General features: G+C 61.7%; 20 protein-coding genes. 19 read left to right on the top strand and 1 reads right to left on the bottom strand.

The genetic code is table 11. The features are described 5' to 3' along the window. Positions 1-62: 62 nt before the first annotated feature. From B5T_RS20970 to B5T_RS20930, 9 genes are all read left to right on the top strand, one after another. Positions 63-1,055 carry a phosphotransferase family protein gene (locus B5T_RS20970; RefSeq protein WP_014996532.1) on the top strand — a complete coding sequence of 331 codons (993 nt, stop codon included), beginning with the start codon at positions 63-65 and terminating at the stop codon, positions 1,053-1,055. A gap of 22 nt (positions 1,056-1,077) precedes the next feature. Continuing rightward, positions 1,078-1,449, top strand: a complete 372-nt coding sequence (locus B5T_RS20965) for a DUF6285 domain-containing protein (RefSeq protein ID WP_014996531.1) — start codon at positions 1,078-1,080, stop codon at positions 1,447-1,449. Between the two features lie 64 nt (positions 1,450-1,513). Continuing rightward, complete coding sequence (locus tag B5T_RS20960) at positions 1,514-2,800, top strand: acyl-CoA dehydrogenase family protein (RefSeq protein WP_014996530.1); 1,287 nt, start codon at positions 1,514-1,516, stop codon at positions 2,798-2,800. A gap of 10 nt (positions 2,801-2,810) precedes the next feature. Beyond that, positions 2,811-3,602 carry an enoyl-CoA hydratase-related protein gene (locus tag B5T_RS20955; protein WP_014996529.1) on the top strand — a complete coding sequence of 264 codons (792 nt, stop codon included), beginning with the start codon at positions 2,811-2,813 and terminating at the stop codon, positions 3,600-3,602. Positions 3,603-3,675: 73 nt separating this feature from the next. Then, on the top strand, positions 3,676-4,551 hold the full coding sequence (locus B5T_RS20950) for a thioesterase superfamily protein (RefSeq protein WP_014996528.1): 876 nt from the start codon (positions 3,676-3,678) through the stop codon (positions 4,549-4,551). Between the two features lie 136 nt (positions 4,552-4,687). Then, entirely contained in the window at positions 4,688-5,818 is a 1,131-nt protein-coding gene (locus B5T_RS20945; protein ID WP_041717815.1) for a CaiB/BaiF CoA transferase family protein, read from the top strand. A gap of 37 nt (positions 5,819-5,855) precedes the next feature. Then, a complete protein-coding gene (locus tag B5T_RS20940; protein ID WP_014996526.1) occupies positions 5,856-6,740 on the top strand; it encodes an SDR family oxidoreductase in 885 nt (294 codons plus the stop codon). A 15-nt stretch (positions 6,741-6,755) separates the two neighbouring features. After that, positions 6,756-7,583, top strand: coding sequence for a crotonase/enoyl-CoA hydratase family protein (locus B5T_RS20935; protein ID WP_014996525.1), 828 nt, complete (start codon positions 6,756-6,758; stop codon positions 7,581-7,583). Between the two features lie 47 nt (positions 7,584-7,630). Then, positions 7,631-8,917 (top strand): glycerate kinase type-2 family protein, encoded by a 1,287-nt coding sequence (locus tag B5T_RS20930; protein WP_229682907.1) that lies wholly within the window; start codon positions 7,631-7,633, stop codon positions 8,915-8,917. A 16-nt stretch (positions 8,918-8,933) separates the two neighbouring features. Here the strand turns inward: B5T_RS20930 and B5T_RS20925 are convergent, their stop codons facing one another. Then, positions 8,934-11,666 carry a LuxR C-terminal-related transcriptional regulator gene (locus B5T_RS20925; protein ID WP_014996523.1) on the bottom strand — a complete coding sequence of 911 codons (2,733 nt, stop codon included), beginning with the start codon at positions 11,664-11,666 and terminating at the stop codon, positions 8,934-8,936. A gap of 499 nt (positions 11,667-12,165) precedes the next feature. Between B5T_RS20925 and B5T_RS20920 the strand changes: the two genes are divergently transcribed. From B5T_RS20920 to B5T_RS20875, 10 genes are all read left to right on the top strand, one after another. Next, positions 12,166-12,948, top strand: a complete 783-nt coding sequence (locus B5T_RS20920) for an SDR family NAD(P)-dependent oxidoreductase (RefSeq protein WP_014996522.1) — start codon at positions 12,166-12,168, stop codon at positions 12,946-12,948. A 117-nt stretch (positions 12,949-13,065) separates the two neighbouring features. After that, entirely contained in the window at positions 13,066-14,247 is a 1,182-nt protein-coding gene (locus B5T_RS20915) for an acetyl-CoA C-acetyltransferase (protein ID WP_014996521.1), read from the top strand. 96 nt (positions 14,248-14,343) lie between these two features. Further along, positions 14,344-15,996 carry a long-chain-fatty-acid--CoA ligase gene (locus tag B5T_RS20910; RefSeq protein WP_014996520.1) on the top strand — a complete coding sequence of 551 codons (1,653 nt, stop codon included), beginning with the start codon at positions 14,344-14,346 and terminating at the stop codon, positions 15,994-15,996. Positions 15,997-16,420: 424 nt separating this feature from the next. Further along, complete coding sequence (locus tag B5T_RS20905) at positions 16,421-16,999, top strand: TRAP transporter small permease (RefSeq protein WP_014996519.1); 579 nt, start codon at positions 16,421-16,423, stop codon at positions 16,997-16,999. Further along, positions 16,996-18,303 (top strand): TRAP transporter large permease, encoded by a 1,308-nt coding sequence (locus B5T_RS20900; RefSeq protein WP_014996518.1) that lies wholly within the window; start codon positions 16,996-16,998, stop codon positions 18,301-18,303. Before B5T_RS20905 ends, B5T_RS20900 begins: the two co-directional genes overlap by 4 nt. Before the next feature lie 71 nt (positions 18,304-18,374). Continuing rightward, positions 18,375-19,946 carry a fatty acyl-CoA synthetase gene (locus tag B5T_RS20895; RefSeq protein WP_014996517.1) on the top strand — a complete coding sequence of 524 codons (1,572 nt, stop codon included), beginning with the start codon at positions 18,375-18,377 and terminating at the stop codon, positions 19,944-19,946. Between the two features lie 12 nt (positions 19,947-19,958). After that, complete coding sequence (locus B5T_RS20890) at positions 19,959-21,512, top strand: long-chain-fatty-acid--CoA ligase (RefSeq protein ID WP_014996516.1); 1,554 nt, start codon at positions 19,959-19,961, stop codon at positions 21,510-21,512. An 86-nt stretch (positions 21,513-21,598) separates the two neighbouring features. Beyond that, a complete protein-coding gene (locus B5T_RS20885) occupies positions 21,599-22,756 on the top strand; it encodes a C4-dicarboxylate TRAP transporter substrate-binding protein (protein ID WP_014996515.1) in 1,158 nt (385 codons plus the stop codon). 105 nt (positions 22,757-22,861) lie between these two features. After that, positions 22,862-24,016 (top strand): C4-dicarboxylate TRAP transporter substrate-binding protein, encoded by a 1,155-nt coding sequence (locus B5T_RS20880; RefSeq protein ID WP_014996514.1) that lies wholly within the window; start codon positions 22,862-22,864, stop codon positions 24,014-24,016. 47 nt (positions 24,017-24,063) lie between these two features. Then, positions 24,064-25,269: an acyl-CoA dehydrogenase family protein gene (locus B5T_RS20875; RefSeq protein WP_014996513.1), complete on the top strand. Its 1,206-nt coding sequence runs from the start codon at positions 24,064-24,066 to the stop codon at positions 25,267-25,269.

Below are 25,269 nucleotides of genomic sequence, written 5' to 3'. Positions count from 1 at the left end.
TGAGTCCCGGTGGCGGCTGAACCGGGGTCGCGGACCCAATGAGCAGCCAGCATGGGGATCTCATGGAGTTAAACCAAGAAAACGTGGGTAAGGCGTTGCAGGCGTTGTCCTCGCGTCTGCTACCCGGTGCCGCGATTGACAAACTGACCCGTCTGACCGGCGGCGCCAGCCAGCAGATGTGGTCGTTCAATCTGGTCAGCGACGATGATGTGGAGCCGCTGATTCTGAGAATCGCCAGTCCCATGAACGGCTCCGATTCCACCACGCTGACCATGGATCAGGAAGCGCGCCTGTTGCGGGAAGTGCTGCGTCACGATGTGCCGGTTCCCATCGTGCGTTACGAGTTGAAGGAAGAGGATGACCTGGGTGTGGGGTACATCATGCGCCGGGTCGATGGGGAAACCCTGCCGCAACGGATTCTGCGCGACGAAGCCTATAGCAATGCCCGCTCGGTGCTGGCGCGGCAATGCGGACAAGTGATGGCTGGCATTCATCAGGTGCCGCTGGACAAAGTCTCGTTCCTGCGCAAGCGCACCACCGAACAGTTGATCGAGGCCTATTACCAACGTTACCAGGGCTGTGGCGAGCCGCGTCCGGTATTCGAGCTGGCGTTCCGGTGGTTGCGTGACAATCTGCCCGCCGAGCCGGCGGAACCCTGCCTGGTGCACGGGGATTTCCGTAACGGCAATCTGATGGTGGACCGCAACGGCCTGCGTGTCGTGCTGGATTGGGAACTTTCCTATCTCGGTGATCCGATGGCGGATCTGGGCTGGATATGCGTCAACTCCTGGCGCTTCGGTAACAGCGCTCTGCCGGTGGGTGGCTTTGGCACCCGGGAGGAACTGTTCCAGGGCTACCAGGAAGCCAGTGGCCGCCGGGTGGATCCGCGCCGGGTGGCGTTCTGGGAAGTGTTCGGTGTTCTTAAATGGGGTGTGATCTGCCAGAAGATGGCCCAGGCCTTCATCAGTGGCACCGACCGCACCGTGGAGCGGGGCGCCATTGGCCGTCGCGCTTCGGAAGCCGAAATAGATCTGTTGACCATGTTGGCGCGGTGAGCGCCTGTTCGAGGAGCGACCGATGCAAGATTTGCCCAAGGACCCCGATCTGCTGGCCGTGGTGGCGGAGTTTCTGCGCCGTGAAGTGATGCCGGCGGTCAGTAACGGCCTGGCGTTCCGGGTGCGGGTGGCCGCCAATGTGGTGGATATGGTCCAGCGGCAACTGACGCAGCCGGAGAGCATCGCCGAAGAGGAGCAGCAACGGCTGCGTGACCTGCTCGGCGAGGACGGCGATACCCGGCTGTTGACCGAACGGCTTTGCGAGGGCATCGCCAACGGCGAATTCACTTTGGATACCCCGGGGCTGGCCGATTTTCTCTGGTTCGTCACCTTGCACAAGGTGGCGGTGGACCAGCCCCGTTACTCCGGCTACCTCAACGCGCTGGACAGTTGATGCGCGCTGATGGCGGCGGGCCCGTACAGGAGCCACCCCACAAACCCCACATAAGGAGGGTGCGATGGATTTCAATCTGCCGGCGGAATTGACCGCCTACCTGGAAGAGCTGGACACGTTCATCGAAGCGGAAATCAAACCGCTGGAGAATCAGGACGACAACATTCGTTTCTTTGACCACCGCCGGGAATGGGCGCGCACCGACTTTGACAATGGCGGTCTGCCCAGGGAAGAGTGGGAAGCGCTGCTGATGGAAGCCCGTCGGCGTGCGGACAAAGCCGGCCATTGGCGTTTCCCTTTGCCGAAACAATACGGCGGCCAGGATGGTTCCCATCTGGCGATGACGGTCATTCGCGAGCATCTGGCGGCAAAAGGTCTCGGTCTGCACAACGATCTGCAGAACGAGCACTCCATCGTCGCCAACAACCCCTTCGTTCTGATGTTCCGGGATTTCGGCACCGCCGAGCAAAGCGACACTTTTATCCACGGCATGCTCAGCGGGGAATTGAAGCTGTCCTTCGGTCTTACCGAACCCAATCACGGCTCCGACGCCACCCATATGGAAACCCGGGCGGTGAGACAACAGCGGGACGGCGTCGACGGCTGGCTGATCAATGGCGAGAAGATGTGGATCACCGGCATGCACACGTCCACTCACTGCCTGACGTTCGCCCGTACAAGTGGCAAGGACGGCGACGCCAAAGGCATCACCGCCCTGCTGGTGCCCTCGGACACCCCAGGGTTGAAGGTGGAGGAGTACCTGTGGACCTTCAACATGCCCACCGACCATCCGCGCATCAGTTTCACCGATGTCTGGGTGCCGGCGGACACGCTGTTCGGCGAAGAGGGCAACGGCCTGGCGCTGGCCCAGCATTTCGTTCACGAAAACCGCATCCGGCAGGCCGCTTCCAGTCTCGGCGCGGCAGTGTTCTGCATTCAGGAAAGTGTGCGGTATGCTCGCGACCGCAAACCGTTCGGGGAAGCACTGGCGAAGAATCAGGGCATTCAATTCCCGATGGTGGAACTGCATACCCAGACGGAAATGCTGCGGTTGCTGATTCGCCATACCGCCTGGCAGATGGACCAGTTGCCAAAGGTGGAAGTGGAGAAGCAACTCTCCGACAAAGTGTCGATGTGTAATTTCTGGGCCAATCGCCTGTGTTGCGAGGCGGCGGATCGTGCCATGCAGGTCCACGGCGGCATGGGCTATTCCCGGCATAAGCCGTTCGAACATATTTACCGGCACCACCGCCGCTATCGGATCACCGAAGGAGCGGAGGAAATCCAGATGCGCAAGATCGCCGCTTATCTGTTCGGCTATCTGGGACCGAACCGCTGGCGGGACGAATAAGGAAACAGCCATGGAATACAACTCGATCCAACTGCAACGGGACGGCGCCATCGCGGTGCTGAGTCTGCATCGCCCGAAAACCATGAATGCGCTGGCGACGGAACTGCAAAAGGAAATGCTCCACGCCCTGGCGGCCATTGAACAGGACGACAGCGTGCGCGCCCTGATTGTCACCGGTAGCGGCCGTGCCTTCTGCTCCGGCGCCGATCTGGGCACCATGGCGCCGGCCAGTGACGAGTCGGTGGGCACGCGAGTGGCGCGAATGATGCGGGAAACCTCGGTGCCCCTGATTCAGGCACTGCGCCGCTGCCGGGTACCGGTGGTGTCCGCGGTGAATGGCGCGGCGGCGGGGGCGGGGGCCAGCCTGGCGCTGGCCGGAGACGTGGTGGTGGCGGCGCGTTCCGCTTATTTCCTGTTCCCTTTCATTCCCACCCTGGGCATCCTGCCGGACCTGGGTGCCACCTGGCACCTGCCGCGTCTGGCCGGCTCCGCCCGCGCCATGGGGGCCACTCTGCTGGGAGAGCGCATCCCTTCGGAGCAGGCGGAGCGCTGGGGTATGATCTGGGGCTGCTGTGACGACGAGGCACTGGAACAGACCAGCCGCGAGCTGGCCACGCGCCTGGCGGCCTTGCCCCGGGGCGCCGCCCTGGAGGCCCGCCGCGCCCTGGACGCCGCCCAGCACAACACCCTGGATCAGCAAATGGAGTTGGAAACCCAGGGACAACAGCGATTGATCGACAGCGATGCCTTCCAGGAAGGCGTGAAGGCCTTTCTGGAAAAGCGCAGGCCGAACTTCGATTGATTCGCCGCCGGTGACGATGTCGGCACGGCCGGCATCGTTCCTCTCTCCCTTTCTCCGGTTGGAGTCACACCACGTGAAAACACAACCCTGGCAACGGGACCCCGAAGCCTACGATTTTCAATTCACCATCACACCGCTTTTTTTCCATCTGGATGTGGAGCGGCACGTCAATAACGTGGCGGTGCAGAGTTTCCATACCGAGGGCCGCCTGCGTTATCTGATGGAGGTACTGGGTGCCGAGGGCATCTGGTGTTCCGATCAGGTGCTGTTGCGTCCGCGCCGTACCGTCACCCAGTTTCTCGAGGAAACCCACTACCTCACCGACGTGCAGTGCGCGGTGAAGCTGGTGGCGGTGGACAAGGCCACCTGCCGTTTCGCCATCGCCCTGTTCCAGAACGGGGAATGCACCAGCGTACAGGACTGCCTGATGGGCGCCTGGCGCGATGGTCAATGGCAGGCCCTGCCGGCCTCCATGTTCGACACCTTGAGCACCCGGCTCGGGGACGTGCCGGAATTGGCGCCCTGGCCGGATTTCGACGCTGGTCCCGAGACGGATCAGGGGTATCCGTGCCGGACACCGCTGGAGCCGCGCTTTATCGATCAGGACACCGACCGCCGTCTGGGGGAGCTGACCATTGCCCGTTATCTGGAACAGTCCCGGGTCAGTTCCCTGGATGCCATGCGCTTGCCGGGCCTGGGCTTGCTGGTGGCGCGCATTGATATCCACTACCTGGACTGGCCGGCGCCCCTGCACAGCGCCTCGCTGGCCACCGGGATCGCCGGTTTCGGTAACAGCTCGTTCCGGGTGCGCAGCGGCGCCCGCGTCAACGATGTTCTGGTTGGCCTCTGCGAAAGCGTGATGGTGTTGATGAACCGCGAACAGCGGCGGCCCACCCCGATTGATGCCGCCATGCGGGAAGCCATGGCGGCATCGCTCGTGAGGGGGTGACGCCCAGGGTATTCCACTTGCTCGCGAATAAGGCGTGCCGGCGTGCCAATCAGTCGTCCTTTTCGACGATGCGCGCCTGTTCAACCGGCCGCACCATGAATGTCCTTTGATGATGGCGGTTGGTGAGGAGGACAGCATGTCGGGACCCCTGAAAGGTTTGAAGATCATCGAGATGGTGGGCATCGGGCCGGGCCCGTTTTGCTCGATGATGTTCGCGGACATGGGGGCGGAGGTGATCCGTATCGACCGCCCCGGCCGCGGCGAGCCCGGGTCCGCCCGGTTTGATGTGCTGGCCCGGGGGCGGCGCTCCCTGGCGCTGGATCTGAAGAAGCCCGGTGCCGCCGATCTGGTACTGGACCTGGTGGAACAGGCCGACGTGCTGATCGAGGGGTTCCGCCCCGGCGTGATGGAAAAAATGGGGCTGGGGCCGGAAGTCTGCCTGCGCCGGCGGCCTTCCCTGGTATTCGGCCGCATGACCGGGTGGGGCCAGTTCGGTCCGCTCTCCAGCGCCGCCGGCCACGACCTGAATTACATCGCACTGACCGGTGCGCTGCATGGCATCGGTCGTGCTGACGGCCCGCCGCCGCCGCTCAACTATGTCGGTGATTTTGGTGGCGGTGCCATGATGCTCGCCTTCGGTATCCTCGCCGCCGTCTACGAATCCCGCGCTTCCGGTCAGGGGCAGGTGGTGGATGCCGCCATGACCGATGGCGCCGCGCTGCTCTCGGCGATGATGTACGGCATGAAAGCCGCCGGCGCCTGGCGTAACGAACGCAGCGCCAACCTGCTGGATGGCGCCGCGCCTTACTACGACACCTATCAGTGCGCCGACGGTAAGTTCGTGGCGGTGGGCGCCATCGAGCCGCAGTTCTATGCCGAGTTGTTGAAGCGCGCGGAAATCGACGATCCGGAATTCGAAGCGCAAAACGATCGCCAGCGATGGCCGTCTCTGAAAACCAAACTGACCCGGCTGTTCGCCAGCCAGCCCCGGGATTACTGGTGCGAAAGGTTGGAAGGCAGCGATGCCTGTTTCGCGCCGGTGCTGGACTGGGAAGAAGCGCCGCAACATCCGCACAACCGCGCCCGCCACACCTTTATCACCGTGGACGGCGTGGTACAGCCGGCGCCGGCGCCGCGTTTCAGCCGTACTCCGCCACCGGCGCCACGGGCCCCTTCCGCCCGTGGGCAGGACAGTGAAGCAGTGTTGTCGGACTGGGGCATCGACGAGACCCGTCAGGCCGGCCTGCGGGAAAGCGGCATTCTTTGACAGCGATGAGTGAGTTCCTGATCCGGAGGAAATAACCGTGCAAGCCAGTGATTTGATGTTTCGCCCCGATCTGCTCAAGGACCACCGCATTCTGGTGACCGGCGGGGGTACCGGCCTGGGCCGGGAAATGGCCGAGGCCTTGCTGATCCTCGGTGCCCGCGTCTATATCTGCGGCCGCCGTGGCGCGGTCCTGGAAGAGACCGCGAAAGCCTTGATGGACGCCCATGGCGGCACCGTGGTGCCGGTTACCTGTGATATTCGTGACGCCGACGCCATCGAGGCGATGGTCGATACCATCTGGAAGGACGGTGGCGCCCTGACCGGATTGCTCAACAATGCCGCCGGCAACTTCATCAGCCGCACCGAGGACCTGTCCAGCCGCGGCTTCGATGCCATTTCCAGCATTGTGTTTCGTGGCAGCTTCCTGGTCACCCAGGCCTGTGGCAAGCGCTGGCTGGCGGAAGGCGTCAGTGCGTCGGTAGTGTCCATCCTTACCACCTGGGTATGGAATGGTTCCCCGTTCGTGGTGCCTTCCGCCATGTCCAAGGCCGGCCTTCACGCCATGACTCAGTCGCTGGCGGTGGAATGGGGTAACCGGGGGTTGCGCTTCAACGCCATCGCGCCGGGCCTGTTCCCCACCGAGGGCATGAGTAAGCGGTTGGGGCCGCTCGGCGGCATGCAGGTGCGGGGGTGTCCCATGGGACGTCCGGGCAAGATGCCGGAGTTGGCCAACCTGGCGGCCTATCTGCTGGCGCCGGGTTCCGAGTATGTGAACGGCCAGACCATCGCCATCGACGGCGGGCGTTATCAGGCGGACGGTGGTAACTTTGCCGAACTCGCGGCCTGGGGCGATGACGAATGGCAACAGGCCCGGGACGCCATTACCCGCCAGAACGAAAAGGACAAGCAGCAGCGGTCCTAGCTCCGAGGAGAGACCATGAGTGACGTGATCCGTGTGATCGAAACCGAGACGCCCGGGGTGGTGGAGGTTCGCCTCAACCGGCCGGACAAGCACAATGCGCTGAGCAGCGAGCTGTTTGCCGCTCTGGCCGGGATGGCGGAGCGGCTTTCCGCTTGGCAGGGGCTGCGCGCCGTGGTGCTCAGCGGTGAGGGCAAGAGCTTTTGCGCCGGGCTGGACATGGAAAATTTCTCGCGCATGGCGCAAGGCAGCGGCGCTGGTGTCGGCGGCCGTAAGACCCTGGCCGAACGCACCCACGGCGACAGCAATCAGGCCCAGTACGCCGCCATGGTCTGGCGCGATGTGCCGGTTCCGGTGATTGCCGCGGTCCACGGTGTCGCCTTTGGCGGTGGCCTGCAAGTCGCCCTGGGCGCGGACCTGCGTCTGGCCCGTGCCGATTCCCGCTGGTCGGTGATGGAGATTCAGTGGGGGCTGGTGCCGGATATGGCCGGCATGGTGTTGATCAGTGAGCTGGTACGGCCGGATCGGGTGCGCGAGCTGTGCTATTCCGGCCGTATTTTCGATGGTGAAGAGGCGGCGGACCTGGGACTGGTGACGCGGGTATGTGAATCTCCCCGCGAGGAAGCCCTGGCCATGGCCCGGGACATCGCCGGTCGCAACCCCCATGCGGTGCGCGCCATGAAGCGCCTGCTCAATCAATCCGCCATGCCGCGGGAGCAGGCGGCCCGGGTGCTGCTGGCGGAATCAGTGGAACAGGATGCGATCATCGGCCAGCCCAACCAGGTCGAAGCGGTTTATGCCAGAATGGAGAAGCGCGCGCCGGTGTTCCGTGATCCGGAGCATTGAGCGTTCTTTCGTGATTGTCCCGTGAATTGTCCCGTGAGGTGATACGGGTGGACCTAGTGCAGGATCCGGAGGCGCCCCAGCGCCTTCTGCGTGAATTGTTCGACGCGGCGGTCCTTGCCGCGCAACCGGAACACTGTGTTCCGCCCTGGTTGCCGGAAGACGACGGCGGTCCGTTGCTGGTGCTCGGTGCCGGTAAAGCGGCGGCGGCCATGGCGCGGGCGGTGGAAGCGCATTGGTCCGGCCCGCTGTCCGGCCTGGTGGTGACCCGTTACGGTCATGGTCTGCCCACCCGCCATATCGAAGTGGTGGAAGCCGCGCATCCGGTACCGGACGAGGCCGGAGAACGGGCCGCCCGGCGTATTCTGGAACTGGCCCGGGCGGCGGGGCCCGCAGACCGGGTGCTGTGCCTGATCTCCGGCGGTGGCTCGTCACTACTGAGTCTGCCCGCTGAAGGCCTGTCCCTGGCCTGCAAACAGGCGCTCACCGGTGAGCTGTTACGCTGCGGCGCCGCCATCGATGAGATCAATACGGTGCGCAAGCACCTGTCGGCGATCAAGGGCGGGCGCCTGGCCGAGGCGCTGGCGCCCGCCGAATCCCACACGCTGGTGATTTCCGATGTGCCCGGCGATGACCCCAGCGTCATCGCGTCCGGCCCCACGGTGCCGGACGCTTCCACGTCGGATCAGGCGCTGGCGGTGCTGGAACGCTACGGTATCGATGTGCCGGAGGCGGTGCGCCGTCATCTGAAGGACCCGGCGTCGGAAACCCCGAAACCCGGCGCGCCCTGTTTTCAGTCCACCCGTCTCAACTGCATCGCCACGCCGGCGCTGAGCCTGCGTGCCGCTGCCCGACGGGCGCGGGAGCAGGGAGTGGTGGCGGCGGTGTTGTCCGACCGTCTCGAAGGCGAGGCCCGGGACCTTGGTGCCTTGCACGCGGAGTTGGCCCATCAGGCCCGGCGTGGCGGTGGTTTTGGCGGTTTGCGATTGCCTCTGGTGCTGTTATCGGGCGGCGAAACCACGGTGACCGTGACCGGCAAGGGGCGAGGCGGCCGCAATGCGGAGTTTCTGCTCGGGGCGGCGTTGAGTCTTGACGATGTGCCGGGTATTCATGCCCTGGCCTGTGACACCGATGGCATCGACGGTACCGAGGATAACGCCGGCGCGGTCTACCACCCGGGTCTGATGGCCGAGGCCCGGGCGCGTCAGGTGGATGGCCGGCAGGCGCTGGCCGACCACGATGCCTACGGGTTCTTCCAGGCGCTGGACGGCCTGGTGGTTACTGGCCCCACCCATACCAACGTGAATGATTTCCGCGCTTTCCTGATCCTGCGCTAGCCGGCGTTTGGTGGTTCTAAACCACTCCGGCCTTGCGGGCAATGGCCACCGCTTCGGTGCGGTTGCTGGCGTTGAGCTTGGCGTTGATGTTGCGTAAATGGGTACGGATGGTGCTGTCGGAGACAAACAGCTTTTCCGCCATGGCGCTGTTGGAGTGCCCTTCCGCGAGCAGCTTGAGCACGCGGATTTCCTTGCGCGTCAGCGGTTCGGGCAAGAGCAGCGCCTGGGCGTCTTCCACCGGTGGATAAGCATTGAACACAGTGGGGCCGAACCCTTGCAGCAACTGTTGCAGGTATTCGGCGAACAGCGGCTCACGGCGATCCTGTTTCCGCTCAAGGGTATCGGATTGCAGATGCACCACCAGCGCGCCCACTCGCGGGCCTTCATCCAGGATCAGGCGGAAGTAACCTTCGCGGCAGGCTTCCTTGAGCACTTTCTCCATTTCTTCCAGGGCGCCGCGCAACTGCCCCTTGCGCTGCAGCGCCACCGCCAGGAACAGACGCAGCTTGCAGGCGCGGCGGTAGCGGGAATCGTCCACCGCTTCCGCGATCGCTTCGCGCAGCTTCTCCACCGCCCGGCCGGCGTCGCCGACCAGACTCTCCCAGCGTAACCGGCCGATTTGCGCGGTTTCCAGGTCGTTGGCCAGCAGCCGCAGTTTCTTCACCCGGTCCCATACTTGCGGATCATCGGCCCGGTCCAGCTCGGCCAGGGAGGCCTCTTCGTCACCCTGCAGCAGCATCAGGTGAGCCCGCTCCAGGCGCGCCGTGGCAACCACCCGGGGCTGTTGGCGCCGGTGTCCGGTCAGTTCCAGGGAGGCCAGAATCTGGAACGCCTTATCCAGATCGCCCTCGTGGAAGGCGATGCGGGAGAGCATGACATCGCCAAGGATCATGTGATCCGGCAGGCCGATGTCGCGCACCAGCGGTACATAGACATTGAGCAGCCGCGCCGCTTGCGGCAGGTCATTGGACTCGTAGACGGCACTGGCATGCAGTACGCCGGCCCAGGCATTACCGGTGGTGCCGCTGAAGGAAAAGGCGCCGCGCGCCCGGGTCATACCCACCGCGAGACGGAAGCGGGCGGCGGCCTGGCGCTGGCGGCCTTCCTGCAAGTCGATGATGCCTTCCACCGACTCGGAATACATGGCGTTGAAGGCGCTTTCGTAGACCCCCTGGACATCGCGGGCGCCGTCCAGCAGCTGCCGGGCTTCCTGGTACTCGCCCATCACCGAATAGGCATTGGCCACGGTATTGACCAGCGCGGTGTCGGCGAAGGGGTCGCCGTTGGGCAGTTGCTTCAGGGCTTCGCGGCCGATCCGGTAGGCTTCCTCGAAGTCGTCCATGATCGCCAGGATCGAAGGACGCAGCGCCAGCACATGGGGACGGATTTGCGGATCGCGGGAGTTTTCCAGGCCGGTGCGCTGCAGCAGATCCATGGCCTTGCGCGGGCTGGCGGTGAAACACAGCGCCCAGACATGAATCGCCTGTAGCAGAGGATAGTCTTCCAGACGCTCCGCCGGGATGGTCTCGAACCAGCGCGCCAACAGACGCATGCGCCCCTGGGCCAGCAGCTCCTCACCGTGCACCGACAGTAACTCCAGAGCGCGGCGGTAATCCTTGCCCTCCAGGGCATGATCGATGGCCGGTACCGGGCGGTGCTGATCCTCGAACCAGTGCGAGGCGGCGCGGTGCAGATAGGGGACTTCCTGGGGCAGGTGCTGCTCCAACTGGGCGCGCAGGAAATCGGCGAACAGGCTGTGGTAGCGGTACAGCCGCTCCTGCCCTTCGATCGGCACCAGGAAAATATTGGCCTCGTTGAGCAGGTTGATCAGCGATTCGCTGTCGGTGTCCGGCAACAGGGCATTGCACAGCGGCACGCTCATGTAGCGCAGGATGCTGGTGCGCAGCAGGAAATTCCTCACCCGCGGCGGTTGCTGGGAGAGCACATCCTCGGCCAGATAATGGGCCACCGCGCGATTTTCGCCGGAGAAGCTGGCAATGAACTCCGCCGGCGCCGGGTGGTGCTCCAATGCCAGGGAAGCGAGCCAGAGCGCCGCCACCCAGCCTTCGGTTTTGTCGTGGATATGGCCGAGATCGTCCAGCGACAGCGACAGCTGGCGGCAGCCATTGAGAAACTGATGGGTTTCCTCCTTGGAGAAACGCATCAGTTCGGAGTCGATTTCCAGTAGCCTCCCACGCGCCCGCAGCCGCCCCAGGCCCAGCTCCGGCACGCTGCGCGAGCCGATCACCAGACGGCAGTTGTGCGGCAGGTGATCGATGATTTCACGCACCAGTCCCAGCACGGTGGGTTCGTGGATGCGTTCGAAATCATCCAGGAACAGGGCAAAGGCGGCGTGTTCGGCGGCCAGGCTGGTGACCAGTTCCAGCGCGGTGTCGCCGGGCGACTTGCTGGAATGCAGGCCGCGTTCCGGTTCCTGGGGCAGTTCCATCATCGAGGAGATGGCCGCCTCGACGCAGGAGAGGAAGCGTTGGATGTCGTTGTCGGCGTCGTCCAGGGTCAACCAGGCGGTGGCCACGCCCTCGGATTCAAAGCGTTCCAGGCATTGCGCCATCAGGGTGGATTTACCGAAGCCCGCCGGCGCCTGGAACAACACCAGCTTGGCGGCGCTGGCCCCCACCGCGGAGTCACGGATGCGGGTGCGGGTAACCTGTGAAGAATGCGACGTGGGCGGGCTCAGCTTGCTGTTGAGCAGCGTCCTCGTGGAAAGCAGATAGCTCGACGTCTTCATGGAAGCCTACCTCAGGGGTGAACCGAGCCGATGCAACCATCGGTTCTTGTTGTTATGGCCTTACGCCAGGGCAAAATGCAGGCGCCAATTCCCGAACCTACCAAACGGTATCCTGAAAACTACAGCCGTGGGGGCTTATGTTCAAGCCGGTGCGGTGACTTGTAGGGAGGTGGCGAGGTTTTGCCAACGGAACCGGCAGTTTTCGCCAGGGATCAGACGAGAAATCCAGGGCCTTGTTTCTGTTTATTCCATAAATATCAAAGGGCTTGCACTGTTTCGTCCATTTAGACGATATCCAGTATCCGCGCACTCTCCTAGCCTTTTTAGAGCCTAAGCAGGCAGGCAGCGGCGCGGTCTCACCGTGGCATTAAAAGAGAACGAACGTACACCGTCAGAACCTGGATACTTCCTGGAATTTCAGTGCTCATTGCGATGCAGTGTTCTCGGAGCCGCCCCAGCGCCGCTGTCATCCCTTTATGAGTTAATTGAAGGATTTCCTATGAAACTGGATTCTTCCGTGAGCGCAGTGATTACCGGTGGGGCTTCCGGCCTGGGAGCGGCCACCGCCCGGCGGCTGGCCGCCCACGGGGTGCGAGTGGCGCTGTTCGACGTCAATGAAGAGCAGGGTGAAGCCCTGGCGGCCGAGCTGGGTGGCGTGTTCTGCAAAGTGGACGTCACCGATGATGCCTCCGTGGATCAAGGCTTCGAAAAGGCCCGTGCCGCCATCGGCCAGGAGCGCATCCTGGTGAACTGTGCCGGCATCGGAGGCTCCGCCAAGACCGCTGGCCGGGACAAAAAGGACGGCACCACCAATCATTATCCGATCGATCAGTTCAATCGCATTGTGCAGATCAACCTGGTTGGCTCCTTCCGCTGCTCCGCCAAGGCGGCCAAGGGCATGCTGTCCCTGGATCCGCTGGAGCACGGCGAGCGTGGGGTGATGATCAACACCGCCTCGGTGGCCGCTCAGGATGGCCAGATCGGGCAGACCGCCTACTCCGCCTCGAAGGCCGCCCTGGTGGGCATGACGCTGCCCATGGCCCGTGACCTGATGAGCGAGGGCATCCGTGTCAACACCATCATGCCGGGTATCTTCGAAACCCCGCTGCTGGCCCGTTTGCCGGAAAACGTGAAACAGTCCCTGTCGGCCTCGGTGCCGTTCCCGAAGCGGCTGGGCAGTCCGGATGAATTCGCCCAACTGGCGGAAACCATGATCGTCAATGGCTACTTCAACGGCGAAAGCGTGCGCCTGGACGGCGCCATCCGCATGGCGCCGCGGTGATCCGGCAATGGCGGGAAAATCGTCGCTTCGGACGGTGCTCCCGCCCTGTCACGCTTTGAGAATTCAATCAATCGGTGCCGTCCGTGTCGGGCGGCACGCCGCAGGAAGGATCGAAACATGAGTGAAGCCTATATCGTTGCCGCGGCCCGCACCGCGGGTGGCCGCCGTGGCGGCCGTCTCTCCGGCTGGCACCCCGCCGATCTGGCCGGCCAGGTACTCAATGCCCTGCTGGATCGCGCCGATGCGGACCCGGCTTTGATCGAGGATGTGATCATGGGCTGCGTCGGCCAGGCCGGTGAACAGTCCAATAACGTGGCCCGCAACGCGGTACTGGCCTCGCGCCTGCCGGAATCGGTGCCGGCCACCTCGGTGGACCGCCAGTGCGGGTCTTCCCAGCAGGCGTTGCATTTCGCCGCCCAGGCGGTGATGTCCGGCACCCAGGACATCGTTATCGCCGCCGGCGTGGAATCCATGAGCCGGGTACCCATGGGGTCGCCGTCCTCTCTGGCGCGTCAGCAGGGATTGGGGCACTACTTCAGCCCGGCGATGAAGGAACGCTACCCGGATATACCGGATTTCAGCCAGTTCATGGGCGCTGAGATGATGGCGGAGAAATACGACCTGACCAAGGACGAGCTGGATCGCTTTGCCCTGCTCAGTCATGAACGCGCCAGGCGCGCTACCGAAGCGGGTGACTTCAAGGACGAAATCGTGCCGCTGCCGGTTCGCGGTGTCGATGGCGCTGGTGACGGTGAAACCCACGATGTGGATGAAGGCATTCGTTTCGACGCCACTCTGGAGGGCATTCAGAGCGTCAAATTGCTGAAGGAAGGGGGCCGTATCTCCGCCGCCACCGCCAGCCAGATCTGTGACGGCGCGTCCGGCGTCATGGTGGTCAACGAACGTGGTCTGAAGGCCCTGGGGCTGGAGCCGATGGCTCGTATTCATCATTTGACCGTGATCGGTCACGATCCGGTGATCATGCTGGAGGCGCCGATTCCGGCCACCGAGCGGGCACTGAAAAAAGCGGGCATGAGCATTGATGACATCGATCTTTTCGAAGTCAACGAAGCTTTTGCTCCGGTACCGCTGGCCTGGCTGAAAACACTGGGCGCCGACGCCGAGCGCCTGAACGTGAACGGCGGTGCTATTTCCCTGGGGCACCCGCTGGGCGGCTCCGGCACCAAGCTGATGACCACGCTGTTGCACGCTCTGAAAAAGCGCGACAAACGCTATGGTCTGCAGACCATGTGCGAAGGCGGCGGTCTGGCCAACGTGACCATTGTCGAACGCCTCTGATCCCGGGCGTCCTGATCACCTCGCGGGTCGTGGATATCGGCTTGCGGGGTCCGTTCGGTGAACGAACGGCATAACGAAGAACAAAAGGAGGTATCCATGCAGGGTCTGATGCAAGACAAGCCGCTGTTGATCTCTTCGCTCATTGAGCACGCGGCCACTTTCCACCCTGAACAGGAAATTGTCTCGCGCAGCATTGAAGGGCCTATTCATCGTACCAATTACCGGCGGATCGCCCATCGTGCCAAGCAGGTCGCTAACGTCCTGAACGAGCTGGGCGTCGAATTCGGTGATCGGGTTGGCACTCTGGCATGGAACACCTGGCGTCACATGGAGCTTTATTTCGGGGTTTCCGGATCCGGTGCGGTACTGCATACGGTGAATCCCCGTTTGTTCCCGGAACAAGTGGAATACATTCTCAATCACGCTGAGGACAAGGTGCTGTTTTTTGATATCAGCTTCGCGCCGCTGGTGGAGAAGCTGGTACCGAAACTGAAAAGTATCGAGCATTTCGTGGCGCTGACCGATCGCGCCCACATGCCCCAGGCCGATATTCCCGGTCTGCTTTGTTACGAAGACCTGGTGGAAGGCGCCAGCGCTGAATTCGCCTGGCCGGAATTCGACGAGCGCACCGCGTCCAGTCTGTGCTACACCTCCGGTACCACCGGCAACCCGAAAGGGGTGTTGTACTCCCATCGTTCCACCGTATTGCACTCGCTGATGGCGATGGCGCCGGACGCGTTCAATGTCAGTGTCCGTTCCACCTTATTACTGGTGGTACCGATGTTCCATGCCAATGCCTGGGGCATGCCCTACGTGGCGGCCATGGTCGGCGCGAAAATGGTTCTGCCCGGCGAACATCTGGACGGTGAGCATCTCTATCCGCTGATGCGTGACGAGCGGGTAACGTTTTCCCAGGCGGTGCCCACGGTGTGGCTGATGTTCTTCCAGTACCTGGATGCCCATCCGGAACTGGATCTGGATAAGGAACTGTGTATCGACACCATCGGTATCGGTGGCAGCGCGCCGCCGCGGGCCATGGTGCGACGGCTGGAGACTCAGCTGGGAGCTCAGGTGATTCAGGGCTGGGGTATGACGGAAACCAGTCCGTTGGGTGTGGTCAACCGGCCTCTGCCGAAACACGATGACCTGGATCGCGACGGCCTGGATGAGCTCAAGGTGAAGCAGGGACGTGGTATCTGGGGCGTGCACATCAAGATCGTCAACGATGAAGGGGGGCCACAGCCCTGGGATGGCGTGCATTCCGGTCATCTCTATATTCGTGGTCCCTGGATCGCCAACGGCTACTTCCGGGCTGAAGGCGGCAATGTGCTCGATGACGAGGGTTACTTCCCCACCGGCGACATCGCCACCATGGATCCGGACGGCTATCTGCAACTGGTGGACCGGGCCAAGGACGTGATCAAGTCCGGGGGGGAGTGGATTTCCTCCATGGATCTGGAAAACGCCGCCTTCTCCCATCCCGGCGTGGCGGAGGCCGCGGTGATTGCCATTCCCCATGAAAAATGGCAGGAACGCCCGCTGATGGTGGTGGTGAAACGCGCCGGCGCGCAAGTCGATGAGGACGAGATCATGGCGCACCTGGCGGAGCGGGTGGTGAAGTGGTGGCTGCCGGACGACATCGTGTTCGTGGACGAGCTGCCGCATACCGCCACCGGGAAGCTGCTGAAGACCAAACTGCGTGAGCAGTTCGCCGGTTATCGTCCCCGGCGTGAAGCGGTGCGGTCCTGATTTAACATTTACCTTGAATTCCGCGTCTGTATTGCAGGCCAGCCGTCCCATCGGCGTCTCTCAGGAGACCGGGCGCGGGGTTCCTTTTTAATCTCTTCCCTGGTGCTTGCTCCGGCTCTGTGTTCCGGGAAGCGAGACTTCGTCGGAACCGACGATGATACCCGGACAAACCGCCTCTTACACTCGAAGCGCCGATGGATGAAGCGTTGTCGTTTATCCCCTCCAAACCCGAAATGGCAATGAATCAATTGGCTTTACTTAAATAGGTCCCTGTTTCAGAGCCCTCTGGTTCGTCATGAAAAAGACTTAAAACAATAACGCCGTGTCCGTTGATAACGGCGCGGTAACGCACGGGAGTCGTAATATGGCCTGGATAACAACAACAGTAAAAATCGACCTGCTTTTCCGCTAAGGAGCGTTATTTATGTATGCATTGGGTCGTTGGCTATCCAAAATCACCAATCTCATGACCGTCATCGGTGGCCTCGCCATCGCGTTGATGATGCTCCATGTCACCTTCGACGTGATCGGTCGCTATGTTTTCGGTACCCCGATACCGGGAACCATCACCATTGTCTCGCACTATTACATGATCGTCGCGGCCTTCGTGCCCCTGGCCTATGCCGAGCAGAAGAACGGTCACATTACCGTGGAAGTGGTGACCGAGCGGCTGCCCAAAATCGTGCAGAAACACCTGGAAGGGTGGGCGTTGGCATTTTCCGGCGTGGTGTTCTCTTTCCTGGCGGTGCGCACCTGGGGCGAAGCCCTCTCCAAACACGCCATTAACGCCTCCGTGGTGCAAGGGGATGCCAGTATCGCTGTCTGGCAGACCTATTTTGTCCTGCCGGTGGGCATCGGTCTGATGACCCTGGTTCTTTTCTATAAATTCATTGTCTATTTGTTTGGCTTGAAATCCGGTTTGGATGAAGGGCGCGCGCAGCCGGATGAAATGCCATTGGCCGCGAGTCATCACGCCGACCTGGACCAGGAGGACGTGAAATGACGGACGTTCAAATCGGCCTGACTGGCCTGGCAATGCTGCTGGTGCTGATCGGCTTGCGGGTACCCATCGGCATGGCGCTGATCGGCGTATCCTTCGGTGGCCTCTGGTATTTGATGGGCTGGGGCGTGGCGTGGGGCTCTCTGGGGCTGATTCCCTATCAATTCGCCGCCAACTGGGTGCTCAGTTCCGTTCCCATGTTCCTGCTGCTGGGATTCATCTGCTTTCATGCTCAGTTGACCCAGGGCCTGTTCCGCGCGGCGCGGCTGTGGCTGGCATCGATTCCCGGTGGTCTGGCGGTGGCATCGATCTTTGGTTCCGCCGGCTTTGCCGCCGTATCCGGCTCTTCCGTGGCGTGCTCCGCGGCCATGGGGCGCATCGCGGTGCCGGAGATGATTCGCCATAAGTATCACCCGGAGCTGGCCACCGGCACGGTGGCGGTGGCCGGTACCATCGGTGCGCTGATTCCGCCGTCCATCATCATGATCCTGTACGGCATCATTGCCCAGGTACCGATCACCGGCTTGTTTCTGGGCGGCATCAGTGCCGGCATCCTGACCACGGTGGGTTACATCCTGGTAGTAATGATAAGAGTGAAGCTGAACCCGTCTCTCGCCCCGGACGTCAAGGAGGAGGTTTCCAGACGGGAAAAGATCGCGGCGCTCAAGGAAACCTGGCCGGTGATTCTGATCATGGTCGGTATTTTCGGCGGTCTGTTTGGCGGTATTTTCACGCCCACGGAAGCGGGCGCGGTCGGTGCGTTCCTGGCTTGCATCGTTGCCTTGATGCGCAAGGCTTTGACGTGGGAGCGATTCCGTAACGCGATTCTGGAAACCCTGCTGACTACTGGTGCCCTGATGGTGATCGCCGTCGGCGCCAGCCTGCTGACGCGCTTCCTTGCGTTGTCCGGCGCCGGTGATTATCTGTCGTCCCTGGTTATTGGCGGCGGCGCCAGCACCTTCATGGTGCTGTTAATGATCGTGGTGATTTATCTGCTGCTGGGTATGTTCCTGGAGCCGATTGGCGCCATGCTGCTGACCTTGCCCATCGTGCTGCCGATCATCGGCGCCGCCGATCTGAGCCTGCTGTGGTTTGGCGTGGTGCTTACCAAGCTGCTGGAGATCGGCATGATCACCCCGCCGATTGGCATGAACGTGTTCGTGATCAAAGGGGTGGTGGGTAATCTGGCTTCCACCACCTCGATTTTCAAAGGTATCTTCTGGTTCCTGGTCATGGACCTGTTCGTACTGATCTTCCTGATGACCGTGCCGGACTTCATTTTGTTTCTGCCTCGTATGATGGGGTAGGCCTGCGCGCGGCGTGCCTGCATGGGCGCGCCGCTGTTCATTGAAAACGGATAACAACAGGGAAGAACCCGATGACAAAACAAAACGACCTTGCCGACTCGGTTCAGGTGGCCATTCGCAATACCATTGGCGATGCCCTGCGCCGTTCCGCCGGCCGCCACCCCACGGCGCCGGCCCTGCAATTCGAGGATCGTCTCTGGTCCTATCAGGAACTGGATCTTGCCGCCAACCGGATCGCCAATGGCTTGCTGGCGTTGGGATTGCAAAGAGGGGATCGTGTCGCCGCCTACGGCAAGAACTCCGATGCCTATGTCCTGCTCTGGCTGGCTTGCGCCCGGGCCGGTTTGATTCATGTGCCGGTGAACTACGGGCTGGTTCAGCGTGAATTGACCTACATCTGTAATCAGTCCGGCGCCCGTGCCCTGTTTTGCGACCAGAGCCTGGCGGCCAATGTGGCGGCGGTGCGCGAAGAGCTTGGCGTTGAACTGCACGGTTCCTTGCGCCGTGGAGAAGCCGGTGAAGAAACGGATATTCTGGCCCTGGCCCAGGGCGACGGCAGCGCGGAGGCGCCGGACATAGCGCTCAGCGATGACGATGTGGTGCAGATTCTTTATACCTCCGGCACCACCTCCGATCCCAAGGGGGCCATGCATACCCATCGGTCTCTCATGGCGGAATACCAATCCTGCCTGTTACATCTGGATATCAGTGGAAAGGACCGCAGTCTGGCGGCATTGCCCCTGTATCACTCGGCGCAGATGCACGTGTTTTTGATGCCGGGCCTGTTGTGCGGATCGTTCAATTATCTCATCGACGCGCCGGTGGCGGACCAGGTTCTGGCGCTGATCGAAGAACAGAAGATTACCTCGTTCTTCTCCCCGCCAACGGTGTGGATTGGTCTGTTACGCCACGCGGATTTCGACCGCCGAGACCTGAGCACATTGGAAAACCTGTACTACGGCGCCTCCATTATGCCGGAGCCGATCGTCCATGAGTTGGCCGAGCGGTTGCCACAGGGGCGCCTGTTCAATTGTTACGGACAAAGCGAGATCGCCCCCATGGCGACGGTGCTGTTGCCCCATGAGCACGCCGATCGGCCCAGCTCCTGCGGCCGCCCGCTGACCTCGGTGGAGACCCGGGTGGTCAAGCCCGGCACCCTGGAGGACTGCAAGCCGGGAGAACAAGGCGAGATCGTGCATCGTTCGCCCCATTTGATGGTGGCCTACTGGGACAAGCCGGAGGAGACCGCGGAAGCCTTCAAGGGCGGCTGGTTTCACTCCGGTGATCTGGCTTACCAGGATGAGCAGGGTTACCTGTATATCGTCGATCGTATCAAGGACGTGGTGAATACCGGCGGCGTACTGGTGGCCAGCCGCGATGTCGAGGAGGCCTTGTACGGCCACGAATCGGTGGCGGAGGTGGCGGTGATCGGTGTGCCCCACGAGAAGTGGATCGAATCGATTGTCGCCGTGGTGGTGGTGAAGGAAGGCAAAACCGCTGATGCCGCCGCTCTGATTGACCATGCGCGTCAGCATCTGGCGCCGTTCAAGGTGCCCAAGGCGGTGCACTTTGTCGAGGCTTTGCCGAAGAACACCGCGGGGAAACTACTCAAACGCACGCTTCGTGAACAGTACGCAAGCTGAAGTGGAGATGTCATGTATCTGACGCAGCCGTTACACAAGGCTCTGCGCGAGTGCCCCGAGCGGGAGGCTCTAGTCTTCGCCGATCGCCGTTCAACGTACCGGGATCTGGCGCGCCAGGTAGCGACGCTGGCGTCGGTATTGAAAGGGCTGGGTCTGGAAGAAGGGGAACGGGCCGGCATCCTGGCCCTGAACTCGGACCGTTACGTGACATTCGTGTTCGGCGTGCTTTGGGCAGGCGGAGTATTCAACACCGTCAATATTCGCTGGAGCCCTGTCGAAATCGCCTATTCGCTGGATGATTGCGATACCCGGGTTCTGTTCGTCGATGATGAGTTCGTGCCATTGATCAAGGAAGTGCGTGCTCTGTCAAAATCGCTTGAGATTGTCGTGTACATCGGCGAGAAGGGCTGCCCCGATGGCATGTTGAATCTTGCCGAATTGATGGCCGGCGCGGATCCGGTGGACGATGTCGGACGTAGCGGTGACCAATTGGCCTGCATTCTTTATACCGGCGGCACCACCGGGGCACCGAAAGGGGTGATGCTCAGTCACGCCAATCTGTACACCTGCTCCATCGGCGCGGTGATGCCCGCTTGCCGTGGTGACGGTGTGGTGGGTCTACATTCGGCACCCTTTTTTCATGTGGCCGGAGTGGGGCTGATTCTGCAGCTGACACTGCGGCTGGGTACTCACGTGATCGTGCCCCGGTTCGAAGAGGTGGCGGTCATGAGTGCCATTCAACGGGAACGGGTGGTGGAAACCTTCCTGGTGCCGACCATGATGCGCGCCGTGCTTGCTCATCCGCGATTCCCGGAATTCGATCTCTCGTCCTTGCGCTGCATGATGTACGGCGCGTCGCCCATCGACAGTACTTTGTTGAAGAAGGCCATGACCGCCTGGCCGGAGGCCTCCTTTCTGCAGCTCTATGGCATGACTGAACTTTCACCCGTGGTCTGCATCCTCCCGGATTATTGCCATAGCGATGATGCCTACGCCGATAAGCTAATGGCGGCCGGGCTGCCGGCGCATATGGCGGAGGTTCGCGTGGTCGACAGCGAGGATAACGAGGTGCCGCGCGGCCAGGTGGGGGAGATCGTCGCCCGTGGCCCGATGGTGATGCAGGGTTACTGGAATAAACCGGAGCAAACCGAGGAAGCATTGCGTCAAGGGTGGATGCACACCGGCGACGCCGGTTACATGGATGACGCCGGCTACATCTTCCTGGTGGACCGAATCAAGGACATGGTGGTGACCGGCGGTGAGAACGTTTATTCGGTGGAGGTGGAAGACGCCCTGCTGCGCATGCCCGCCATTGCCCAATGCGCGGTGATCGGTGTGCCGGATGAGAAGTGGGGCGAGCGGGTTCACGCGGTCATCGTTCTGGCCGCGGGAGCGGAGGTCGCCGAAGCGGATATCGTGGCTCACTGCAAGACACTGATCGCCAACTATAAGTGCCCTCGCAGTTTCGAATTGGTGGATCAGATGCCGCTGTCCGGCGCCGGCAAGATCCTGAAGTACAAACTCAAGGAGGCTCACTGGGGTGGCCAGGGGCGTCGTATCGGCTGACGCCAAGGGTGTCCGCCATGGACAGCGCAATACAAACAACCGGGGGAGGGCGACTTCAGGCCCGCCGCCATACGGAGAACTACATCATGGCACCATGCGCTTTACTGCAACGTATTGTTATTGCCACGCTCTTCATGGTTGGTGTGCTTGCTGGCACGTCGGCGTTCGCCCGCACTATCAGTTACGCCACCGGCTATCCACCCAACTCCATCGGCTCCGACTCGGCGCTGGCCTATGCCGACGCACTTAAAGAGCTTTCTGGCGGTGATCTCAGCGTCAAGGTCTTTCCGATGTCCTTGCTGAGTTTCAGTGAGGCCTCACCTGGTATCCGCGACGGCATGGCGGATTCCGGATTCGTGCTGTTTTCCTATTTTCCCTCGGAGTTTCCCAACACCAATCTGATCGCGGAACTGACCATGTTGCTGGAGTTGGACGACGTGGCGCCGAGTCATGCCGGTCTGGCCTATGTCGGTGCCATGTCCGAGTATCTGTTCCACCACTGCCCGGAATGTGTCGAGGAATTCGCCGCGCAAAACCAGGTGTTCACCGGTGCTTCCGCCAGTGCGCCCTACATGATGTTGTGTAACGAGGAAGTGACCAGCCTTGCCGATATCAAAGGAAAGCGGTTACGCAGTGCCGGCCCTCAATGGGCGCGTTGGGCACAAGCGGTGGGTGGAACGCCGGTGACCATCTCCGTCAGCGATGCTTATGAAGCGCTCAATCAGGGCGTTCTGGATTGCTCCATCAGCTCCAGTGTGGATCTGGATATCTTTCGTCTTTCCGAAGTAGTGAGTGATGTCACCGCCGGTGTCCCCGGTGGCGTTTTTGGAGGCACTGGCGTCAACAACTTCAATCAGAAAGTCTGGCAGGATTTGAGTGAAGCGCAACGCGAGCAGGTACTTCGCGCTTCGGCCACTTTCGGAGCGATCATCAGCTGGGACTACCAGGTAGGAGCCACTCGGGAACTCGAGGCCGCGCCGAAGCAAGAGATCAAAGTGCATGAACCGGCCGAGGATCTGCAACAGGCATCACACCGCTTCATCGTCGAGGACATGAAAACCATCGCCCGCAATTATCAGTCCCGTTCAGGAGTAGATAACGCCGAACAGAGCATCAAGGCGTTCCAGCCGATCCTGTCGAAATGGGTCAAGCTGGTAAAAGACGTCAGCAGCCCGGAGGAACTGGCGGAGATCTACTGGCGGGAGACCTATTCCAAAGTGAACGTGAGCGAATACGGCTTGTGAGAGCCTGTTTAAACAGGCTCCAAGCCGCATCGGCCTGGTCTGTTGGCCGGGCCGCCATGACCGGAGCTGGCCTGCTTCGGATTTGAAAATGCTAGGAGAATAATAATGACGATACAGCCACGACGCGCGGTCATCGCCGCGCTGACCCTGTGCGCGGGAGCCATCACCTTCGGCGTCGCCGAAGCTCGAACCCTGACCTATGCCATGGGGTATCCCCCCAAATCGATTGGCGCCAACGCCGGTGAAGCCTACGCCAAGCGGCTCGAGGAACTGTCCGGCGGTGATCTCAAGGCGCGTGTGTTTCCCATGTCCCTGCTCAGTTTCAAGGAAACGTCCGCGGGGGTGCGCGATGGCATGGCGGATTCGGGGTTCCTGCTGATTTCCTATTTCCCCTCCGAATTTCCCTATACCAATCTGATTACCGAACTGACCATGGTGGATGAGCTGCAGGGCGTTCCCGACAGCCACGTGGGGCCTGCTTACGTGGGGGCTATGTCCGAGTATGTGTTCCATCATTGTGACGGCTGTCAGAAGGAAATGGCGGACCAGAATCAGGTTTTCAACGGCAGCATGTCGACACCGCCTTATGCCTTGCTGTGCACCAAGCCGATCGCCACCGAGGAACAGCTGAAGGGAGCACGCCTGCGCAGTGCCGGTGCCTTGTGGGCTCGTTGGGCGGAGACCATGAACGCCACTCCCGTGACGCTGTCCATCAGCGACGCTTACGAAGGGCTCAGTCAAGGGGTAATCGATTGCACCATGAGTTCCACCGTGGAACTGGATATCTTCAACCTGCGCGAGGTGGTGAAAGATGTCACCGTGGGTGTGCCCGGCGGGATGTACGCGGCCGTGGGCGTGAACAACGTCAACAAATCGGTTTGGAAATCGCTCAGTGAAGAGCAGCGTGCCCAGGTTCTGAAGGCGTCCACGGTTATTTCCGCCAAGGGCAGCTGGGACTACCAGCTCGGCGCGGAGCAGGAAGTGCGGGATGCGAGTGATAACGGTATTACCGTGCACCAACCGAGCGAGGCGCTGGTGGCCGCCAGCCGTGCCTTCGTGCGCAAGGATGTCGATACCATCGTCAAGAATTACGTGGAACGCCACAATATCGGCAACGCCCAGGACATGGTCGATGAGTTCCGTCCGCTGCTGGCCAAGTGGGTCAAGCTGGTGGACGGCGTGGACAACGCCGAGGCACTGGCCGATCTGTATTGGCGGGAAACGTTCTCCAAGGTGGACGTCAGCACCTACGGTCTTTGATCAAGCCGGGGCGCGCCCGCGGGTGGTGCCCCTTGCCGGAGCAAACCATGGAAACCAAGTCAGTGGATCTTCAGGCCTTTCGTCAGGAAATCCGCGCCTTCATAGAACAGGAGGCGGATGAATCGATTCGCGAAGCCGGACGCAAGATGACCAGTTTCTTTCCACCGTTCGAACAGTGCATGCGCTGGCATCGCAAACTGCACGCGCGCGGCTGGTCGGCGGCGTCCTGGCCGGAGCAGTACGGTGGGGCCGGATGGAGCCGCGAACAGAAGCGTATCTTCGAGGAGGAATGCCGGATTGCCGGTGTGCCGAGGCTGTTGCCCCAGGGACTGGGCATGGTCGGCCCGGCGATCATGAAGTTCGGCACCGACGAACAGAAAAGCCGTTTTCTGCCGGGTATCGCCGCCGGTGAGGACTTCTGGGCCCAGGGCTATTCCGAACCCAATGCCGGCTCCGATCTGGCCTCGCTCGCTTGTCGTGCCGAGCGCCGTGGCGACCACTACGTTATCAACGGCAGCAAGACCTGGACCACCTACGCTCACCATGCCAATCGCATGTTTCTGTTGGTGCGCACCAGCAATGAAGGGAAGTCACAACAGGGCATCAGTTTTTTCCTGATTGACCGTCTCGATCGTCCGGGCCTGGAGATCCGGCCGATCATTGGTCTGGACGGTTTTCCCGAACAGTGCGACGTATTCTTCGATAACGTCGAGGTGCCGCTGGATTGCTGTCTGGGAGAGGAGAACCAGGGCTGGACGGTGGCCAAGTATCTGCTTGAGCACGAACGGGGCGGCAGCGCCTCTTTTGCCGCCCAGTTCGATATGGAACTGAATCGGATCAGAGAGCGGGCCGCCGAACTCGGCGACGGTTTTGGCGGTGTGCTGGCTGACGACCCGGTGTTTCAGCAGCGCTTTACCCGCCTTTATCTGGAAGTCGCTGCTCTTGATGCCACCGAGAGTCGCTTCGCCGCGATGGAAAAGGGCTCGCCTGAGTCGGGGCCGATGAGTTCGATGATCAAGATCACTGCCATGGAAACACTGCAACGCATTACCGAACTGGCGGTGGAAGTGGAAGGAAGCCCAACACTGACTCTGCAACTGGCGGCGTTGACCGTCGGCGCCGGGGTGGCGCCTGAAGGGCCGGAACAGGCACTCACCGTGATGCCCAAATATCTCAACAACCGGGCCGCCACTATCTTTGGCGGCAGTAACGAAATTCAACGCAACATCATTGCCAAGATGTTGTTGGGCTGA

The sequence above is a fragment of the Alloalcanivorax dieselolei B5 genome (genome assembly GCF_000300005.1).
Lineage (GTDB): Bacteria > Pseudomonadota > Gammaproteobacteria > Pseudomonadales > Alcanivoracaceae > Alloalcanivorax > Alloalcanivorax dieselolei.
The sequence above is the reverse complement of the archived record's forward strand: the minus strand, read 5'-3'. Positions and strand labels throughout refer to the sequence as shown.

Bases quoted from the DNA above. Each gene is read 5' to 3' on its own strand.
- B5T_RS20915 (WP_014996521.1), top strand. From the start codon at position 13,066: ATGAGTGAAGCCTATATCGTTGCCGCGGCCCGCACCGCGGGTGGCCGC.
- B5T_RS20965 (WP_014996531.1), top strand. From the start codon at position 1,078: ATGCAAGATTTGCCCAAGGACCCCGATCTGCTGGCCGTGGTGGCGGAG.
- B5T_RS20895 (WP_014996517.1), top strand. From the start codon at position 18,375: ATGACAAAACAAAACGACCTTGCCGACTCGGTTCAGGTGGCCATTCGC.
- B5T_RS20885 (WP_014996515.1), top strand. From the start codon at position 21,599: ATGGCACCATGCGCTTTACTGCAACGTATTGTTATTGCCACGCTCTTC.
- B5T_RS20900 (WP_014996518.1), top strand. From the start codon at position 16,996: ATGACGGACGTTCAAATCGGCCTGACTGGCCTGGCAATGCTGCTGGTG.
- B5T_RS20875 (WP_014996513.1), top strand. From the start codon at position 24,064: ATGGAAACCAAGTCAGTGGATCTTCAGGCCTTTCGTCAGGAAATCCGC.
- B5T_RS20890 (WP_014996516.1), top strand. From the start codon at position 19,959: ATGTATCTGACGCAGCCGTTACACAAGGCTCTGCGCGAGTGCCCCGAG.
- B5T_RS20880 (WP_014996514.1), top strand. From the start codon at position 22,862: ATGACGATACAGCCACGACGCGCGGTCATCGCCGCGCTGACCCTGTGC.
- B5T_RS20920 (WP_014996522.1), top strand. From the start codon at position 12,166: ATGAAACTGGATTCTTCCGTGAGCGCAGTGATTACCGGTGGGGCTTCC.
- B5T_RS20935 (WP_014996525.1), top strand. From the start codon at position 6,756: ATGAGTGACGTGATCCGTGTGATCGAAACCGAGACGCCCGGGGTGGTG.
- B5T_RS20970 (WP_014996532.1), top strand. From the start codon at position 63: ATGGAGTTAAACCAAGAAAACGTGGGTAAGGCGTTGCAGGCGTTGTCC.
- B5T_RS20960 (WP_014996530.1), top strand. From the start codon at position 1,514: ATGGATTTCAATCTGCCGGCGGAATTGACCGCCTACCTGGAAGAGCTG.
- B5T_RS20925 (WP_014996523.1), bottom strand. From the start codon at position 11,666: ATGAAGACGTCGAGCTATCTGCTTTCCACGAGGACGCTGCTCAACAGC.
- B5T_RS20910 (WP_014996520.1), top strand. From the start codon at position 14,344: ATGCAGGGTCTGATGCAAGACAAGCCGCTGTTGATCTCTTCGCTCATT.
- B5T_RS20905 (WP_014996519.1), top strand. From the start codon at position 16,421: ATGTATGCATTGGGTCGTTGGCTATCCAAAATCACCAATCTCATGACC.
- B5T_RS20955 (WP_014996529.1), top strand. From the start codon at position 2,811: ATGGAATACAACTCGATCCAACTGCAACGGGACGGCGCCATCGCGGTG.
- B5T_RS20945 (WP_041717815.1), top strand. From the start codon at position 4,688: ATGTCGGGACCCCTGAAAGGTTTGAAGATCATCGAGATGGTGGGCATC.